This is a genomic window from Pseudomonas sp. SO81, from assembly GCF_030374125.1.
Lineage (GTDB): Bacteria > Pseudomonadota > Gammaproteobacteria > Pseudomonadales > Pseudomonadaceae > Aquipseudomonas.
In genome coordinates, this window is sequence record NZ_CP126126.1 from 2,127,205 (window position 1) to 2,145,142 (window position 17,938).

The window sequence follows — 17,938 nt, forward strand, 5'->3', positions numbered from 1 at the left end:
CTCCACCGACCGGCACTAGAATCAGGGCTCTTTCGTTAGCCGCCTATCCACCAAGGACGCCCATGTCTTCCGCCAACCCCAGCCGCGGCTACGCGCTCGGCATTGCCGCCTATCTGATCTGGGGCCTGTTCCCGCTCTACTTCAAGGCCATCCAGGCAGTGCCGGCGCTGGAGATCATCGCCCACCGGGCGATCTGGTCGGCGCTGTTCGGCGCGTTGCTGCTGGCCCTGTGGAAGCATCCTGGCTGGTGGCGCGAGCTGCGCGACAATCCCAGGCGCCTGGCGGTGCTCGCCGGCAGCGGTCTGCTGATCGCCAGCAACTGGCTGGTGTACGTCTGGGCGGTGAACAACGGGCGCATGCTCGAGGCCAGCCTGGGCTATTACATCAACCCGCTGATCAACGTGCTGCTCGGCATGCTGCTGCTCGGCGAGCGTCTGCGCCGCCTGCAATGGGTCGCGGTCGGCCTAGCGGCGCTGGGCGTGCTGCAGCAGGTGTGGCAGGTGGGCAGCATTCCCTGGGTATCGCTGGTGCTGGCGCTGACCTTCGGCTTCTACGGGCTGATCCGCAAGCAGGCGCCGGTAGCCGCCTTGCCCGGCCTGGTGGTGGAGACCTGGCTGCTGCTGCCGCTGGCCCTCGGCTGGCTGTTGCTGCACCCGGCGGCGATAAGCACCCAGCCGGCGTTCTGGAGCAGCAGCGAGGCGCTCTGGCTGATCGCCGCCGGCCCCATCACCCTGGTGCCGCTGCTGTGCTTCAACGCCGCCGCGCGCCACCTGCCCTACACCACCCTGGGCTTCCTGCAGTACCTGGCGCCAACCCTGGTGCTGCTGCAGGCGGTGCTGCTGTTCGGCGAGACTCTGGAGCCGAGCAAGCTGTTGTCCTTCGTGTGCATCTGGGCGGCGCTGTTCATCTATAGCCTGGACATCTGGCTGGGCCTGCGTCGTCGCGGCCAGGCTGGCTAGAAAACAGCCAGCCGGCGCAGAGGCCCGGCGGAGCTGGGCTGAGGCGGTTGTTCCCAACCTTTTCCACAGCTCCATCCCCAGGCTTTGTGCACAAGCCAGGCGGGCCTGCTCAGTTCCTGATCGATTGGCTGTAGGCCTCGCCAACCCTGGCCTGCAGCCCTGACTCCCCAGGCTTTCCACAGGCCTGCCCACGGCGAACGGGGATAGTCCGACGCAACGCTGGGGAGAGCGTTATCCACCGAGCCCGGAAGATCGGGCCTGCGCAAATATCAGCCAGAACGCTGCAGCCCGCGCCAGCCTTGCAGCGCAGCGCTACATCCCCGCGTTATCCACAGAACGATCCCCGGCCTTTGTGCACAAGCCCTTGATGCTGCTGGTTTTCTGAGCGAAGCGCGGGAAACCGCGGCACGCCTGGCCTGCAGCGGCCATCCCCCAGGCTGCCCACACCTTCATCCACAGCTTTCGGGGATATCCAACCGCCACACCGGTCTGGACGAAATTCGCTCATCCGGCTGCAGGCCGCGCCGGCCGTGAGCCGCACGCGATGATCCCCGCGCTATCCACAGCTCCATCCCCGGCCTCTGTGCACAAGCCTCTGAATATGAAGGTTTTTTGATCAGGCAAAGAAAAGCCCCGGGGCACTAGGCAGTGCGCCGGGGCTCCCCAGACTATCCACAGCTTCACCCACGCAAACTGGGGATCACTCCTCGGTGGTACGCAGGTTCAGCTCCACCATCATGTCGTCGGCCAGGCTTTCCAGCTTGTCGCGCAGCAGGTCCAGCGACAGGGTCAGCGGCACGGCCAGCACCGCGTCGGCGTGGAACAGCGGCTCGCTGCTCATCGGCGCCGGCGCCACCTCGGTGGTCAGGCTCTCCACGTTGATGCCGTGCTCGGCCAGCAGCCGGGTGATATCGCGGACGATGCCGGGGCGGTCGTTGCCGACCAGGTCCAGGTGGATCGGCTTCCAGGTGCAGGACGGCTCGATGCCGCTCTCCGCCACCAGCACGCGGATGCCGTGGGCATGGAGGCCCTGCAGGCCGTCCACCAGCTCGTCGTAGCCCTCGGCCGGCACGGCCACGCGCAGGATGCCGGCGAACTGCCCGGCCATGCGCGACATGCGGCTCTCCAGCCAGTTGCCGCCATGGGCGGCGATGCACTGGGCGATGCGTTCGACCAGGCCCGGTTGGTCCGGGGCGATGACGGTGAGTACCAGATGATCCACGTGCGACTCCTCGTTCAGGTTTCAGGCCGGGGCGTTCAGGCCGAGCCAGTAGGTATAGAACACCTCATCGCGCACATAGCCAAGCTTTTCGTAGAGCGCCTGGCCGGCGAAATTGTCCTTCGCCGTCTCCAGCTGCAGTCCGCAGGCGCCGCTCTGCTCGGCATGGGCGCGGGCGGCGTTCATCAGTGTCTCGGCCAGGCCCTGGCGGCGCCCGGCCGGGCTCACGTACAGATCGCTGAGCAGGAAGGCCGGCTTCAGCTGCAGCGAGGCGAAGAACGGATACAGCTGGACGAAGCCCAGCGCCGTGCCGGCGGCGTCGCGCGCCAGCAGCACCACCGACTCGTTGGCGGTCAGGCGCGCGGCGAGAAAGGCCTCGATTTCGCCAATCGGACGCGGTACCCGATAGAAGTCCAGATAGCCGGCAAACAGCTCGGCAAGCTCGGGCAGAACGGTGGGTAAATCGGCAGGAAGAACGCGGCTGACCGGCATGGCAACTCCACAGGCGAAAAAGTGCCCGCAGTATAGCCAGGGCCTGCGCCGCCGCCCGGCAGACGGGCACAGTTTGTGACTGATTTTTCCGAATGAGTCATGTAGTATCCGCCGACTCTTACTACATGGCCTTCCGGCCCTGTTCTGCATCAAGTGAGGCAAGCAATGACTGAGCGCGTTCAAGTAGGTGGTCTGCAGGTCGCCAAGGCCCTTTACGACTTCATCAACAACGAAGCCATCCCCGGCACCGGCATCGCTGCCGACAAGTTCTGGGCCGGCGCCGAAGCCGTGATCAACGATCTGGCTCCGAAGAACCGCGCTCTGCTGGCCAAACGTGACGAGTTCCAGGCCAAGATCGACGCCTGGCACCAGGCCCGCAAAGGCCAGGCCCATGACGCCGCCGCGTACAAGGCCTTCCTCCAGGAAATCGGCTACCTGCTGCCGGAGCCGGCCGACTTCCAGGCCACCACCCAGAACGTCGACGAAGAAATTGCCCGCCTGGCCGGCCCGCAGCTGGTCGTCCCGGTGATGAACGCGCGCTTCGCGCTGAACGCCTCCAACGCCCGCTGGGGTTCGCTGTACGACGCTCTGTACGGCACCGATGCGATCAGCGAAGAAGGCGGCGCCGAGAAAGGCAAGGGCTACAACAAGGTCCGCGGTGACAAGGTGATCGCCTTCGCCCGCGCCTTCCTCGACGAGGCCGCGCCGCTGGAAGGTGCTTCCCACGTCGATGCCACCGCTTATGTCGTGAAGAACGGCCAGCTGGCCGTGACCCTGAAGAACGGCAGCGAAGCCGGCCTGAAGAACGCCGCCCAGTTCATCGCCTTCCAGGGCGACGCTGCCGCACCGATCGCCGTGCTGCTCAAGCACAACGGCCTGCACTTCGAGATCCAGATCGACGCTTCCAGCCCGATCGGCCAGACCGATGCCGCCGGCGTGAAGGACGTGCTGATGGAAGCCGCCCTGACCACCATCATGGACTGCGAAGATTCCGTCGCCGCCGTCGATGCCGATGACAAGGTCATCGTCTACCGCAACTGGCTCGGCCTGATGAAGGGCGACCTGGCCGAAGAAGTCAGCAAGGGCGGCAGCACCTTCACCCGTACCATGAACCCGGACCGCGTCTACACCAAGGCCGACGGTTCCGAGCTGACCCTGCACGGCCGCAGCCTGCTGTTCGTGCGTAACGTCGGCCACCTGATGACCAACCCGGCGATCCTCGATGCCCAGGGCAACGAGATTCCGGAAGGCATCCAGGACGGTCTGTTCACCAGCCTGATCGCCATCCACAACCTGAATGGCAACACCAGCCGCAAGAACACCCGCACCGGCTCGGTCTACATCGTGAAGCCGAAGATGCACGGCCCGGAAGAAGTCGCCTTCACCGGCGAAATCTTCAGCCGCGTCGAGGACGTGCTCGGCCTGCCGCGCAACACCCTGAAAGTCGGCATCATGGACGAAGAGCGCCGTACCACCGTCAACCTCAAGGCGTGCATCAAGGCCGCCAGCGAGCGCGTGGTGTTCATCAACACCGGCTTCCTCGACCGTACCGGTGACGAGATCCACACCTCCATGGAAGCCGGCGCCGTGGTGCGCAAGGCCGCCATGAAGGCCGAGAAGTGGATCGGCGCCTACGAGAACTGGAACGTCGACATCGGCCTGGCCACCGGCCTGCAGGGTCGCGCCCAGATCGGCAAAGGCATGTGGGCCATGCCCGACCTGATGGCCGGCATGCTCGAGCAGAAGATCGCCCACCCGCTGGCCGGTGCCAACACCGCCTGGGTCCCCTCGCCGACCGCCGCCACCCTGCACACCCTGCACTACCACAAGGTCGACGTATTCGCCCGCCAGGCCGAACTGGCCAAGCGCGAGCGCGCCTCCATCGACGACATCCTGAGCATCCCGCTGGCCAAGGACACCAACTGGTCGGCCGAGGAAATCCAGAACGAACTGGACAACAACTCCCAGGGCATCCTCGGCTACGTGGTGCGCTGGATCGACCAGGGCGTCGGCTGCTCCAAGGTGCCGGACATCAACGACGTCGGCCTGATGGAAGACCGCGCTACCCTGCGCATCTCCAGCCAGCTGCTGGCCAACTGGCTGCGCCACGGCATCGTCACCGAAGAGCAGATCGTCGCCAGCCTCAAGCGCATGGCGCCGGTGGTTGACCGCCAGAACGCCAACGACCCGCTGTACCGTCCGCTGGCGCCGAACTTCGACAGCAACATCGCCTTCCAGGCCGCCCTGGAACTGGTGGTCGAAGGCACCAAGCAGCCGAACGGCTACACCGAGCCGGTCCTGCACCGCCGCCGCCGCGAGTTCAAGGCCGCCAACGGTCTGTAATTCGCCGCAAGCGAGCAAAAGAACCGCCCTCCGGGGCGGTTTTTTTATGCCTGAAAAGGGGCGTCGCCCACCGGCTGCTTATCGGGATAACCCCGGGTTATGCACGCTATCCGCGCACAGGGCCAGCAACCATGAGCCTCGCGAGCCTTTGCCGCAGCGTCCGTCGAGTGAGCGGGCGGGCCGACCTCACCTTTGGCTATGGGCATAAGGATTTTTCAGAAGTCAGGGCCGCGGGGCTTACCTAGGATGCCCCGGCACCTGTCATCAGGCTGCAAAGAAGTGATGCGCCGCGCGGCCGAGCCGCGGGCCTTCTTTGATCAGCAGGAGAGCACCATGAGAAGAACAACAACAGGCGCGGGGGCGATGCATCCCCATGCCCTGGCACTGGCCGTAGCACTGGCAACCGCGCTACCGGCACAGGCCGCCAGCTTCAATATCGGGGAAATCGAGGGACGGTTCGACTCCTCCCTGTCCATCGGCGCCAGCTGGGCACTGGACGACGCCGACGCCAAGTTCATCGGCAAGGCCAACGGCGGCAGCGCCTCCACCCGCACCAGCGACGACGGCCGGCTGAACTTCAAGAAGGGCGAGACCTTCTCGAAGATCTTCAAGGGCGTGCACGACCTGCAGCTGAGCTACGGCGAGAGCGGCATCTTCCTGCGCGGCAAGTACTGGTACGACTTCGAGCTGAAGGACGAACACCGCCTGCTCTACGACATCGACGACAGCGGCCGCGACAACGCCGCCCAGGCCGCAGGCGCGGAGCTGCTGGATGCCTTCGTCTACCACAACTACCTGATCGGCGACCTGCCCGGCAGCGTGCGCGCCGGCAAACAGGTGGTGAGCTGGGGCGAGAGCACCTTCATCGGCAACAGCATCAACGCCATCAACCCGGCCGACGTCGCCGCCCTGCGCCGCCCGGGCTCGGAGATCAAGGAAGGCCTGATCCCGGTGAACATGCTGTACGTCACCCAGGGCCTGAGCGACAACCTCTCGGTCGAGGCCTTCTACCAGCTGGAGTGGGAGAAGACCGTCCTCGACAACTGCGGCACCTTCTTCGGCGCGGACACCGCGGCCAAGGGCTGCGAATACGGCATGACCACCTTCGGCAGCGACTACGATCGCGACCCGTCGGTGTACGGCTGGGTCCCGCGCCTGGACGACAAGGAGGCCCGTGACAGCGGCCAGTTCGGCGTGGCCATGCGCTGGCTGGTGCCGGAGCTGAACGACACCGAGTTCGGCTTCTACGCCATGAACTACCACAGCCGCACGCCGGAGAGCATGTGGCAGGTCGGCACCGCCTCGCTCAGCGCCATCACCGGCGCCCCCGGCCCGGCCAGCGCCCGCTACTACCTGGAATACCCGGAAGACATCCGCCTGTACGGCATCAGCTTCGCCACCACCACGGCCGATGGCACCGCGCTGTCCGGCGAGATCAGCCACCGCCCGAACATGCCGATGGCGCTCAACGGTACCGACGTGTCCACCGCCGCCAGCGTCGGCGGCCTGGTCGCCGCGCTGGGCATCGACGGCCTGGCGATCTTCGATAACGACTGGGCCGGCACCGCCTTCGGCAGCCAGGTGCAGGGCTACAAGCGCATGCCCTTCAGCCAGGCCCAGGTCAGTGCCGTGCACGTGTTCGACAACGTGCTCGGTGGCGACCGCCTGACCCTGATCGGCGAAGTGGGCTACAGCCATATCGGCAACCTCGGCTCGGCCGACGGCTCCGACCTGCGCTTCGGCCGCAGCAGCGTGTTCGGCAACGGCGCCCTGCCCGACTACGCCGCCGCCCTGGGCATGAGCGGCAACGAGCTGTGCAAGAGCCTGCTCAACAGCGCCAACCCGGACCAGTGCACCGACAAGGGCTTCTACACCCAGAACTCCTGGGGCTACCGCCTGCGCACCCAGCTGGAGTTCAACGACGCCCTCGCCGGAGTCAACCTCAAGCCCAACCTGGCCTTCGCCCATGACGTGGAGGGCTACGGCCCGACCTTCACCGAAGGCAACAAGTCGGTGAGCCTCGGCCTGGATGCCGACTACCTGTCCACCTACACCGCCAGCCTCAGTTACACCAATTACTTCGGCGGCGACTTCAACACCAACACCGACCGCGACTTCCTCGCCTTCAGCGTCGGCATGAGCTTCTGAGGGTTATGCACATGACGTTCTCCCTGATCCACACCCAACTGCTGCGCGCCGGCGTGCTCGGCCTCGGCCTGCTCGCCGCCGGCCATACCCTGGCCGCGGCGCCGGCCGCCGACATCGCCCGCCTCGGCAAGGAGCTGACCCCGGTCGGCGCCGAGCGCGCCGGCAATGCCGACGGCAGCATCCCCGAGTGGACCGGCGGCCTGGCCAAGGACGCCGGCAGCCGCGACGCCAACGGCTTCCTCAGCGACCCGTATGCCGCCGACCAGCCGCTGTTCACCATCACCGCCGACAACGTCGCGCAGTACCAGGACAAGCTGACTCCCGGCCAGCTCGCCCTGTTCAAGCGCTACCCGCAGAGCTACCGCATCCCGGTCTACCCGACGCGCCGCTCGGTGAGCCTGCCGCAGAGCTACCTAGACACCACCCGGCAGAACGCCGCCGACACCCAGCTCGCCGAAGGCGGCAACGGCCTACAGAACTACCGCAGCGGCGGCCTGCCGTTCGCCATCCCGCAGAACGGCCTGGAGGTGATCTGGAACCATATCGGCCGTTACCAGGGCCTGGCCTTCCAGCGCATCGTCATCCAGGCCTCGCCGCAGGCCAACGGCGCGTTCACCCCGAGCCTGGTCAAGCAGCAGCTGGCCTACCCGGTCGGCCTGAGCGACTACAGCGCGAAGGAAATGGCCAACATCCTGTACTTCTACCGCGAGGAGTTCCTCGCCCCGGCACGCATGGCCGGCGGCGTGCTGCTGGTCCACGAGACCATCAACCAGGTCAAGGAACCGCGCATGGCCTGGCAGTACAACGCCGGCCAGCGCCGCGTGCGCCGCGCCCCGCAGATCGCCTACGACAGCCCCGGCGCCGAAGGCATGCGCACCCAGGACGACTTCGACATGTTCAACGGCTCGCCGGATCGCTTCGACTGGCAGCTGGTGGGCAAGAAGGAGATGTACATCCCCTACAACAGCTTCAAGCTGGGTTCGCCGGACCTGAAGTACAGCGACATCATCAAGCCCGGCCACCTCAACCCCGAGCACACCCGCTACGAGCTGCACCGCGTGTGGCACCTGACCGCCACCCTCAAGCCGGGCCAGCGCCACGTGTACTCGCGCCGCGACCTGTTCATCGACGAGGACAGCTGGCAGGCCGCCGAGGCCGATGCCTACGACGGCCGCGGCCAGCTGTGGCGCGTCTCCGAGGGCCACGCCAGCTTCTTCTACGACCAGCAGATGCCGCGCCTGGCCGCCGAGACCCACTACGACGTGCTCTCCGGCCGCTACGCCGTCAACGCGCTGTACAACGAGGAGAAGAACGCCTACCAGTTCGACATGCAGTACAGCCGCAAGCAGTTCACCCCCAGCGCCCTGCGCGCCTCGGGGATTCGCTGATCTCCACGCAACACTCCTACCTTGGCGGCCTGCGGCCGCCGTTTTTTTATCTTACAAATGGCCCGACGCAGCCCATCGGCATTCGGCCACGAGGCGTATTTTTTGCTTTAAATTCCGCACCTTGCCTAAAGAAGCCGGGCCGTTCCCATGAAGTTGCACCAGCTCCGCGCCATGCTCGCCATCAGCGAGAGTGGCAGCATCCAGGAGGCCTCGCGCCTGCTGCACATCTCCCAGCCGGCCCTGTCCAAGGGCATCAAGGAGCTGGAGGCCGAACTCGGCGTGCCCCTGCTGATCCGCTCCAACCGCGGCATCACCGTCACCGAATACGGCGAGCGCCTGGTGCGCCGCGCCCGCCTGATCCTCGAGGAAGTGCGCCGTGCCCGCGAGGAGATCGAGACGCTCAAGGGCGTGATGGACGGCAAGGTGTCGATCGGCGTGTCACCGGTCACCCCCGGCGCCCAGTTCATCGCTAGCCTCAACCGCTACCGCAAGCGCTACCCCAAGGTGCAGGTGCAGATCCACGAACTGCGCCCGTCCAAGTTGATGGAGGGCCTGCGCGAAGGCCAGCTGGACCTGGTGCTGACCTCGCTTCCGGCCGTGCGCAACAGCGATGGCTTCCACTGGACCGAGCTGTACGCCCAGCCCACCGTGCTGGCCGTGCGCAAGGGCCACCCCTTGAGCGGCGCGCGCTCGCTGGAGGAGCTGCGCGATCAGGAGTGGCTGCTGCAAGACTCGCTGGAGCAATCGCGGGTCGGCCTGATGTTCGAGCAGTACCGGGTCGAACCGCCGACACGGGTCATCGAGTGCGCCTCGGTGGTGCTGTTCTCCGAGCTGGCGCTGAATACCGACGCCATCAGCTACTGGTCACTGCGGGTGCTGGAACACGTCCAGAAACTCGGCCAGGAGCTGCACGTGCTGGACGTGGCGGAACAGGTGCCGCCGATGAACATTTCCCTGGTCTGTCGCGACCAGGAACTGATGACCCGCGAGGCCAAGGCCCTGGCCGACGAGCTGGTGTACGCCTACAAGAGCCCGCACGCGCCGAAGCTGGGAGACTGACTCAGGCTCAGCTGTAGCGCGGCTCGCAAAGCACCTCGGTCTTCACCGAGCTGGCGATAAAGCACTCCTCGTGCGCCTCGTGGTGCAGCGCATCGAGCTGTTCGCGGCTCGGTGCGGCGCCATTGAAGGTAACGCTCGGGCGCAGGGTGACGCGGGTCATGGCCAGGCGGCCCTCGGCGTTCTTGCCCATCTTGCCCTCGGCCTGGTCGTGGTAGGCGTCCACGCGCCAGCCATCGCGCGCCGCCAGCGACAGGAACCAGAGCATATGGCAGCTGGACAGCGAGGCGACGAAGGCCTCCTCCGGATCCACCGCGTCTTCGCGCGAACCGGGCAGCGGCACCACGTGCGGCGAGGACGAGGCCGGCACCTCCACGCCACCGTCGAAGCGCCACAGATGCGCGCGGCTGTAGCGGTTGTCGAGGAAGTCCTGGTCGCCGCGCGACCAGAGGATTTCGGCGGTGTGCATGGCCATCGGAGCGCTCCGCAAGAGGGGGCGGACCAGCATAACCAAGCGGCTGCGCCGACGCACATAACCAAAGCCGATACACATGCGCAGAGGTGATTATCCGCCGCCGGCTGCCTGCGGCATGCTGCGCCGCATCCTGGGCATCACCACAAGGACAACCACATGCAGCTGATCCCGCAGATCCTGGCCTGGCAGGATGAATTCGCGTCGATTCGCCGAGACCTCCACCAGCACCCGGAGCTGGGTTTCGAGGAGAGCCGCACCGGCCTGCTGGTCGCCAGCCTGCTGCGCCAGTGGGGCTACGCGGTGCATGAGGGCATTGGCGGCACCGGCGTGGTCGGTGTGCTGAAGAACGGCAGCGGCAGCCGCAGCATCGGCATCCGCGCCGACATGGACGCCCTGCCGATCCACGAGGAGAGTGGCGTCGCCCACTGCAGCCGCCACGCCGGCAAGATGCACGCCTGCGGCCATGACGGCCACACCGCCATCCTGCTCTGCGCGGCGCGCTACCTGGCCGAGACCCGCGCCTTCGACGGCACCCTCAACCTGATCTTCCAGCCAGCCGAGGAGACCCTCAAGGGCGCGCGCCTGATGATCGAGGACGGCCTGTTCGAGCGCTTCCCCTGCGACGCGGTATACGCCCTGCACAACATGCCGGGCCTGCCGGTGGGCATGTTCGTCACCCAGGCCGGCGCCATGAGCGCATCCTCCGATGTGGTGACCATCAGGCTGCTCGGCGTCGGCGGCCACGGCGCCATGCCGCACAAGGCCAAGGACCCGGTGATCGCCGCCGCCGAACTGGTCTTGGCGCTGCAGAGCATCGTTGCGCGCAATGTGCCGGCCGGCGAGGTCGGCGTGGTCACCGTGGGCTCGATCCAGGCTGGTGAGGCGGCCAACGTGATTCCGGATGTGGCCATGCTCAAGCTCAGCGTGCGCTCGACCAACCCGGAGATCCGCCAGCTGCTGAAGAAGCGCATCACCGAGATCGCCGAAGGCGTGGCCAAGACCCATGACATCGGGCTGGACCTGGACTACGACGAGCGCATCGGCGTGCTGATGAACAGTCCGGCGGAGACGGCCCTGCTGCAACAGGTGGCGCGCCAGATCAGCGGCGACAAGGGCGTGCTGACCAGCGTGCCGAGCGGCTACCTGGGCAGCGAGGACTTCGCCTCCATGCTCGAGGTGCGCCCCGGCTGCTACATCGTCACCGGCAACGGCAACAGCGGGCCCAGCGGTTGCATGGTCCACAACCCCGGATACGACTTCAACGACCTGGCCATCCCCTTCGGCGCAAGCCTGTGGGCGCGCCTGGTGGAAACCTACCTGAGCGAGACCTGATTGATGCAGCCCCTCCCTAATAGCAAGCGGCCCCTGGTGGTCCTGATGCTGCTGGCCGTGATGGTCATCAGCGTGCTGGACAAGACCATCTTCGCCTTCGCCGGCCCGCAGATCATCGACGAGCTCAAGCTCACGCCCGAGCAGTTCGGCTTCATCGGCAGCGCCTTCTTCTTCCTCTACTCGGTGTCCGGCGTGCTGGTCGGCTTCCTCGCCAACCGCGTGCCGAGCCGCTGGATTCTCTCCGGCATGTCGGTGGTGTGGATGGCCGCGCAGGTGCTCACCGCGATTTCCACCAGCTTCTTCGCCCTGGTCGCCAGCCGCATGCTGCTCGGCGCCGGCTGCGGCCCGGGCACCGCGGTGACCCAGCACGCCGCGTTCAAGTGGTACGCCCCGCGCGAGCGCGTGCTGCCGGCCGCCTGGATCCAGGTAGCGATCATGTCCGGTGCCATCCTCGGCGCGCTGTCGCTGCCGCTGCTGATCCAGCACCTGGGCTGGCGCGCCGGCTACCTGATCCTCGCCGGCGTCGGCCTGCTCTGGCTGGCGCTGTGGCTGATGGTCGGCCGCGAAGGCCAGCATGACGAGGCCAGCGACGAGGCCGCCGGTGGCACCACCAGCTACCGCCACCTGCTGCTCAACCGCACCTTCTTCTTCGTCACCCTGGCCGGCTTCTGCATCTACCTGCCCACCGCGCTGATCTACAGCTGGATTCCGACCTACCTGCAGAAAGGTCTGGGCATGACGCCGATGCAGTCCGGCTACGTGGTGATGGCCGCCACCCTCGGCGTGATCGTCCTCAACCTGCTGGTCTCCAGCCTGTCTCAGCGTGCCCTCAAGCGCGGAGCCAACGTGCGGGTGGCCATGGCCGTGCCGATCGCCGCGGCCTGCCTGATCGGTGGTGTGGCGATGAGCCTGATGGGCTTCGTCGAGCAGGGCGTGGACATGACCATCGCGCTGTATCTGGTCGGCGGCTCCATCGTCAACCTGGTGCCGGCCTTCGCCAACTCCGCCGTCGCCTACATCGCGCCGGCCAAGCAGCGCGGCAGCATGCTGGCGATCCACATCGGCCTGATGACCAGCGCCGGCATGCTCGCCCCGCACGTGGTCGGCCAGGCCATCGGCTGGGAAGGCGGCGACCTGGTCAAGGGCTTCGAGCTGGCCGTCGGCCTGTTCGGCCTGGTGCTGATCGTCGGCGGCCTGCTGGCCCTGTTCCTGGTCGACCCGGAGCGCAGCCGCAAACAGTTGGCCGTCCTCACCGGCCAATCCTCCAGCGAATCCCACAACGCGCCGGCCGCGAGCCAGGCCTGAGTCAGGAAGTTTTCCGAGATGCACAAACGAATCCCCTCGCCCCAGCAGCGTCCCGACCGTATCACCCTGCCGGACAGCTGGCGCGACGCCGACGTGGCAGACGGCTTCTGCGTGGTCGCCGTCGGCGACATCATCATCACCCACGCGATCGCCGACAAACTGGCGCGCAGGTCGCCCGAGCTGCTCGACATCCTTAAGCGTGGCGACGTGGTGGTGGGCAACTACGAATGCACCGCCATCGACTTCAACCGCTACGACGGCTACCCCGAGGCGCTGTCCGGCTTCTCCTGGCTGCTCAGCGATGCCGACGCCCCGGCGGACCTGGCCAGTATCGGCTTCAACCTGATGTCGCGGGCCAACAACCACGCGCTGGACTGGGGCGCCGCCGGCCTGAAGATGACCAACGCGCTGCTGGATGACGCCGGCATCGCCCACGCCGGCACCGGTGGCAGCCTGGCCGCCGCCCGCGCGCCGGCCTTCGTCAACACCGCCAAGGCGCGCGTCTCGCTGATTTCCTACGCCACCACCTTCGAGGCCAATGCGCCGGCTGCCGACGGCCTGGGCATGGTGCCGCCGCGTCCGGGCCTGAGCCCGCTGCGCACCACCCCGCACCGCCTTATATCGCCGCAGGACTTCGCCGTGCTCAAGCGCCTCAACGAGCAGGAGGCCTTCCAGGATCACTACCTGCTGCGCACCCTGCACGGCGAGCACAGCGTGCACCTGGGCATGGCCCTGCACTACCGCGTCGACCCAAATGCCGCGCCGGGCACCGTGCGCATCCACTACGAGTGCGACAAGCTCGACCAGGCCGCCATCCTGCGTGACCTGCGCCAGGCCAAGCAGAGCAGCGACTTCACCATCGTCGCCCAGCACACCCACGAACCGGACAACCAGTGCATCGAGGTGCCCAACTACCTGCCGGCCCTGGCCCGCAGCCTGGTCGACAACGGCGCCGACATGCTCTGCGGCCACGGCCCGCACCAGATTCGCGGCATCGACATCTACAAGGGCAAGCCGCTGCTGTATTCGCTGGGCAACTTCTGCTTCATGGACAACAGCATGAAGCTGATGCCAATGGACAAGTGGGAGAGCCGCGAGTGGCTGGCCGCCGAGGCCTTCGTCGGGCCCAAGGGCATCACCAACCCGCGCCTGAGCACCCCGGCCGAGTTCCTCGAGTGGAAGCGCGTGGTCGGCATCTTCAGCGAGCCGGTGTGGTTCGAGAGCGTGGTCGCCGAGTGCCACTTCAAGGCCGACGGCACCCTCAAGCAACTGCTGCTGCACCCGATCCAACTGGGTTTCGCCGGGCGCGATGCCGAGCGCGGCATTCCGCGCCTGGCCTTCGACAACGACGACAACCAGCAGCAGGCGCGGCGCATCCTCGAGCGCCTGCGCGAGCTGTCCGCCGAGTTCGGCACCGTCATCGAGATCGAGACCGTACAGCACGGCGAACGCCAGAGCAGCGTCGGCCGCGTGGTGATCGCCTCATGACGGCTGCCTGACGCCAGCGGCCCACAAGGCCGCCAGCCCGGGGCCTGGCCCCACCCTCAACCCTCCTGCCGACGTCCGGTGCAGGCCACAAGCCCGCGCCACGGGCACGGCCGCGCCCGCGAAACCGCGCGGGCGCCATCCACCACACGGAAGCAACATGGACCTGACCTGTTTCTCGCAGAGCTACGCCGAAGCCCGGCAGAAATTCCTCGACGCCTGCGCCGCCAGCGGCCTGGCCGTCGAAGCGCATATCCACCCCCTGAAAGGTCGCGACGGCGAAGAGCTGGCCATGGACGTGGCCCGCCTCGGCCCGGCCGACGCCGCCAACCTGCTGGTGCTGAGCAGCGGCTGCCACGGTGTGGAAGGTTTCTGCGGCTCGGCCGTGCAGATCGACCGCTTGCGCGACGCGGCCTGGATGCAGCGCTGCCAGCGCGACGACCTGGCCGTGCTGTTCATCCATGCGCTCAACCCGCACGGCTTCTCCTGGCTGCGCCGGGTGACCGAGGACAACGTCGACCTCAACCGCAACTTCCTCGACTTCACCCAGCCGCTGCCGGACAACCGCGACTACCGCCGGGTCGCCCACCTGCTGCTGCCGCGCCGCCAGCCTCCCACCCTGCCGACCACCCTCGGCCTGGTCGGCTATTCCCTGCGCCACGGACGCATGGCCCTGCAGGGCGCCATCTCCCGCGGCCAGCACAGCGACCCGCAGGGCATGTTCTTCGCCGGTACCGCGCCGACCTGGAGCAACCAGACCTTGCGCCAGGTGCTGCGCCAGCATGGCCAGCAGTGCCGGCGCATCGGCTGGATCGACGTGCACACCGGCCTCGGCCCGCGCGGCTTCGGCGAGCGCATCTACAAGGGCGACAACAGCCCGGAGTCGATGCAGCGGGCCCGGGCCTGGTGGGGCGACAGAGTGACCAGCAGCCAGGACGGCAGCTCCACCTCCGCCGCCCTCAACGGCACCCAGGACCTGGCGACGATGACCGAGTGCGCCCAGGCCGAGTACAACGGCCTGACCCTGGAGTACGGCACCCTGGCCGGGCTCAAGGTGTTCAACGCGCTGCGCGCCGACCACTGGCTGTACCGCAACCCGCAGGCACCCGCCGCCCAGCAGGAGCGGATCAAGCGCCAGCTGCGCGATGCCTTCTACGTCGACGCGGATGACTGGAAGCAGCGGGTCCTGCAGCAGGCCCGCGAGGTGCTCGAGCAGACCCTGGCCGGGCTCGCCGGACCGCTGACCCGCCACTGAGCCAGCAGCGGCCTCAGCGCAGCTCGAGGCCGTGCTTGCGGTACAGCGCCTGCACCCAGCCCTCGCGGTACAGCTGCCGCAGGTTGTCCTGCAGGCGCTGCAACTCGCCGGGGTCCATGCGCGGGTGGCAGGCGATGTCTTCCATCAGGGTCAGGAACGGCAGCACCTCGCGCGGGCGCGGGCTGGCCGGGAGCGAGTCGACCACCGCCGAGCTGGTGGCCCACAACCGTGCGCGGCTGCGCTGCAGCATGCTCAGGTTGAGCGACTCCTTGTTCGAGTAGATCACCTCCACACCGATGCTCTGCAGGTACTCGCCGGCGCCGGAGCCCTGGTGGCTGAGCACGCGCAGGCCGCGCACCTGCTCCAGGCTGCTCAGCTGCAGGTTGTCGTCGGCCTTGGCGTACAGCCCCAGGCGCGACACCAGCAGCGGGCCGACCCAGGCGAATTGCGGCTCGCGTTCCTGCTGGCGTTCCACCAGCAGCACGCAGCTGCGCTCCTGCTGCTGCACCTGGTGCAGGGCTCGCTGCAGCGGCATGAAGCTCAGTCGGTAGGCGATATCGGCGCGGCGGAACAGCTCGGCGGTCAGCTCCGGCACCAGGCCGCTGGCGCTGCCATCGGGGCGCTGCTGCACCAGCGGCGCGCGCTCCCAGGCGAACAGCTGCAGCTCGGCCGCCGCCAGCGGCAGGCTGAACAGGCTCAGCAACAGCAGGCTAATCCCACGCACGCAGGGCCTCCTCGTACGGCAGGGTGCGCCCGGGCGGGCGCTCGTTGTCCAGGCGTGGCCAGGGTGCGCCGGGCTGGCTCAGCCACTCGCCGGCCGGGCGCGGGGCATTCAGCGCCGGCGCGCAGGCGTGTTGCTGACGCTGGCCGACGACCTGCAAGTGGCGATCGAAGGCCAGGGCCAGATTGCCCAGGGCCTGGCTCGCGCTGAGCTTGCCCGACACCGCCGGGTGCAGCTGGCGCCACCACAGGCTGGCCATGCCGCTGTAGTCCGGCACGTTGGCGCCGGTAGGCGTCCAGCGCCGCGCCGCGCGGCTGCGGTAGAACTCGACCAGCCCGCCCAGGCGCGGCGCCTCGGCCAGCAGGGCCGGCGAGTCGAGATCGGAGCGGCGAATCGGGGTCAGACCGACCAGGGTCTTGCGCAGCGACACGCTCTTGGCGGTGACGAACTGGGCGTACAGCCAGGCCGCCTGGCGCTGGCGCAGCGGCGTGGCCTTGAGCAGGGTCCAGGCGCCGACGTCCTGGTAGCCGGACTTCATGCCGTCGCGCCAGTAGGCGCCGCGGGGCGACGGCGCCACCCGCCACTTGGGCTTGCCCTCGGCATCCACCACCGGGCTGCCGAGCTTGGTGTAGTCGGCGGTGAAGGCGGTGTACCAGAAGATCTGCTGGGCCACGTGGCCGCGGGCGGCGACATTGCCGGCCTGGTTGAAGCTCATCTGCTGCGCCTCGGGCGGTGCGTAGCGCTGCAGCCAGTCGACGTACTGCTGAATGGCGTAGACCGCTGCCGGGCTGTCCAGCGAGCCACCGCGGGCGACGCTGGCGCCGGCCGGGCGGCAACCCTCGACGCGGATGCCCCAGTCGTCCACCGGCACGCCGTTGGGCAGGCCCAGATCGCCCACCCCGGCCATGCCCAGCCAGGCGTCCGACAGGCGCCAGCCGATGGAGGGGTCGAAGCCGCCGTAGTCCATGTGGCCGTAGACGCGCTGGCCATCCAGCTCGCCGACCTGTTCGGTGAAGAAGGCGGCGATGTCCTCGTAGGCCGACCAGTTCTGCGGCACGTCCAGCTCGTAGCCATAGCGCTGGCGGAAGGCCTTGCGCAGCTCCGGGCGCTCGAACCAGTCGCGGCGGTACCAGTAGAGGTTGGCGAACTGCTGGTCGGGCAGCTGGTACAGCTTGCCGTCGGGGGCGGTGACGAAGGGCAGGCCGATGAAGTCGCCCAGATCCAGGGTCGGCAGGGTCACGCTGGCGCCTTCGCCGGCCATGAAGTCGGACAGCACCAGCACCTGGCCGTCGCGGAAGTGCTGACCGAGCAAGTCGCTGTCGCTGACATATGCGTCATACAGCGGCAGGCCGGTCTCCTGCTGGGTGCGCAGCTTGTTGACCACGTCGTCCTCGCCGCTGATCTCGTGGATCACGCGGATGCCGGTCAGCCGAGTGAACAACGGCGCCAGAACATTGGTCTCGTACCAGTGGGTGTCGATGCGCTCGGCGATCACCCGCACCTGGGTGCCGGCGAACGGCTTGCCGGCTGCGGCGAACCAGGCCAGCTCGGCGCGCTGCTCGGCGGCACTCAGGGAACTGGGCTGCAACTCGGCCATGGCCTCCAGCAGCGGATCGGCCGCCTGCGTGGCCGTGCTCAGCAACAGGCCGAGCAATATCGCAGCGCGCATCCGAGGCTCCTTTTCTAATTATGCGCTGAGTCTAGGCGACTGCCCGGCGCCGCCGCCAGAGCAGCCTGCGACTGATGGTCCCAGGCAAGAC

Annotated in this window: 14 protein-coding genes; 9 read left to right on the forward strand and 5 right to left on the reverse strand. The window is 67.6% G+C overall.

Going from position 1 to position 17,938, the window contains the following annotated elements; translation table 11 throughout:
* Positions 1-62: 62 nt before the first annotated feature.
* A complete protein-coding gene (gene rarD, locus OH686_RS10155; protein WP_289538272.1) occupies positions 63-959 on the forward strand; it encodes an EamA family transporter RarD in 897 nt (298 codons plus the stop codon).
* A 700-nt stretch (positions 960-1,659) separates the two neighbouring features.
* Here the strand turns inward: rarD and OH686_RS10160 are convergent.
* Entirely contained in the window at positions 1,660-2,181 is a 522-nt protein-coding gene (locus OH686_RS10160; protein ID WP_289538274.1) for a glycine cleavage system transcriptional repressor, read from the reverse strand.
* Positions 2,182-2,202: 21 nt separating this feature from the next.
* The gene (locus OH686_RS10165) at positions 2,203-2,670 is read right to left on the reverse strand and encodes a GNAT family N-acetyltransferase (RefSeq protein ID WP_289538276.1); all 468 of its coding nucleotides are present in this window, start codon (positions 2,668-2,670) and stop codon (positions 2,203-2,205) included.
* 165 nt (positions 2,671-2,835) lie between these two features.
* Here OH686_RS10165 and OH686_RS10170 point away from each other — a divergent pair, with 165 nt between their 5' ends.
* The 4 genes from OH686_RS10170 to OH686_RS10185 all read left to right on the forward strand — a co-directional run bounded on the left by OH686_RS10170 (position 2,836) and on the right by OH686_RS10185 (position 9,608).
* On the forward strand, positions 2,836-5,013 hold the full coding sequence (locus tag OH686_RS10170) for a malate synthase G (protein WP_289538278.1): 2,178 nt from the start codon (positions 2,836-2,838) through the stop codon (positions 5,011-5,013).
* 333 nt (positions 5,014-5,346) lie between these two features.
* Entirely contained in the window at positions 5,347-7,161 is a 1,815-nt protein-coding gene (locus tag OH686_RS10175) for a DUF1302 domain-containing protein (protein ID WP_289538280.1), read from the forward strand.
* A gap of 11 nt (positions 7,162-7,172) precedes the next feature.
* Complete coding sequence (locus OH686_RS10180) at positions 7,173-8,549, forward strand: DUF1329 domain-containing protein (protein WP_502942789.1); 1,377 nt, start codon at positions 7,173-7,175, stop codon at positions 8,547-8,549.
* Between the two features lie 147 nt (positions 8,550-8,696).
* A complete protein-coding gene (locus OH686_RS10185) occupies positions 8,697-9,608 on the forward strand; it encodes a LysR family transcriptional regulator (protein ID WP_289538284.1) in 912 nt (303 codons plus the stop codon).
* A gap of 7 nt (positions 9,609-9,615) precedes the next feature.
* On the opposite strand, the gene OH686_RS10190 is transcribed toward OH686_RS10185, so the two are convergent.
* Positions 9,616-10,080 (reverse strand): OsmC family protein, encoded by a 465-nt coding sequence (locus tag OH686_RS10190; protein WP_289538286.1) that lies wholly within the window; start codon positions 10,078-10,080, stop codon positions 9,616-9,618.
* A 156-nt stretch (positions 10,081-10,236) separates the two neighbouring features.
* On the opposite strand from OH686_RS10190, the gene OH686_RS10195 reads away from it, so the two are divergent.
* The 4 genes from OH686_RS10195 to OH686_RS10210 all read left to right on the forward strand — a co-directional run bounded on the left by OH686_RS10195 (position 10,237) and on the right by OH686_RS10210 (position 15,457).
* Positions 10,237-11,412, forward strand: coding sequence for a M20 aminoacylase family protein (locus OH686_RS10195; RefSeq protein WP_289538288.1), 1,176 nt, complete (start codon positions 10,237-10,239; stop codon positions 11,410-11,412).
* Between the two features lie 3 nt (positions 11,413-11,415).
* Entirely contained in the window at positions 11,416-12,717 is a 1,302-nt protein-coding gene (locus OH686_RS10200; protein WP_289538290.1) for an MFS transporter, read from the forward strand.
* Positions 12,718-12,735: 18 nt separating this feature from the next.
* The gene (locus OH686_RS10205) at positions 12,736-14,205 is read left to right on the forward strand and encodes a CapA family protein (protein ID WP_289538291.1); all 1,470 of its coding nucleotides are present in this window, start codon (positions 12,736-12,738) and stop codon (positions 14,203-14,205) included.
* A 157-nt stretch (positions 14,206-14,362) separates the two neighbouring features.
* On the forward strand, positions 14,363-15,457 hold the full coding sequence (locus tag OH686_RS10210) for a M14 family metallopeptidase (protein WP_289538293.1): 1,095 nt from the start codon (positions 14,363-14,365) through the stop codon (positions 15,455-15,457).
* A 13-nt stretch (positions 15,458-15,470) separates the two neighbouring features.
* On the opposite strand, the gene OH686_RS10215 is transcribed toward OH686_RS10210, so the two are convergent.
* Both OH686_RS10215 and OH686_RS10220 read right to left on the reverse strand, forming a co-directional pair.
* Positions 15,471-16,181, reverse strand: coding sequence for a substrate-binding periplasmic protein (locus OH686_RS10215; protein ID WP_289538295.1), 711 nt, complete (start codon positions 16,179-16,181; stop codon positions 15,471-15,473).
* A complete protein-coding gene (locus OH686_RS10220; protein ID WP_289538297.1) occupies positions 16,168-17,847 on the reverse strand; it encodes an ABC transporter substrate-binding protein in 1,680 nt (559 codons plus the stop codon). The genes OH686_RS10215 and OH686_RS10220 overlap by 14 nt, the downstream gene beginning before the upstream one ends.
* Between the last annotated feature and the right edge of the window lie 91 nt (positions 17,848-17,938).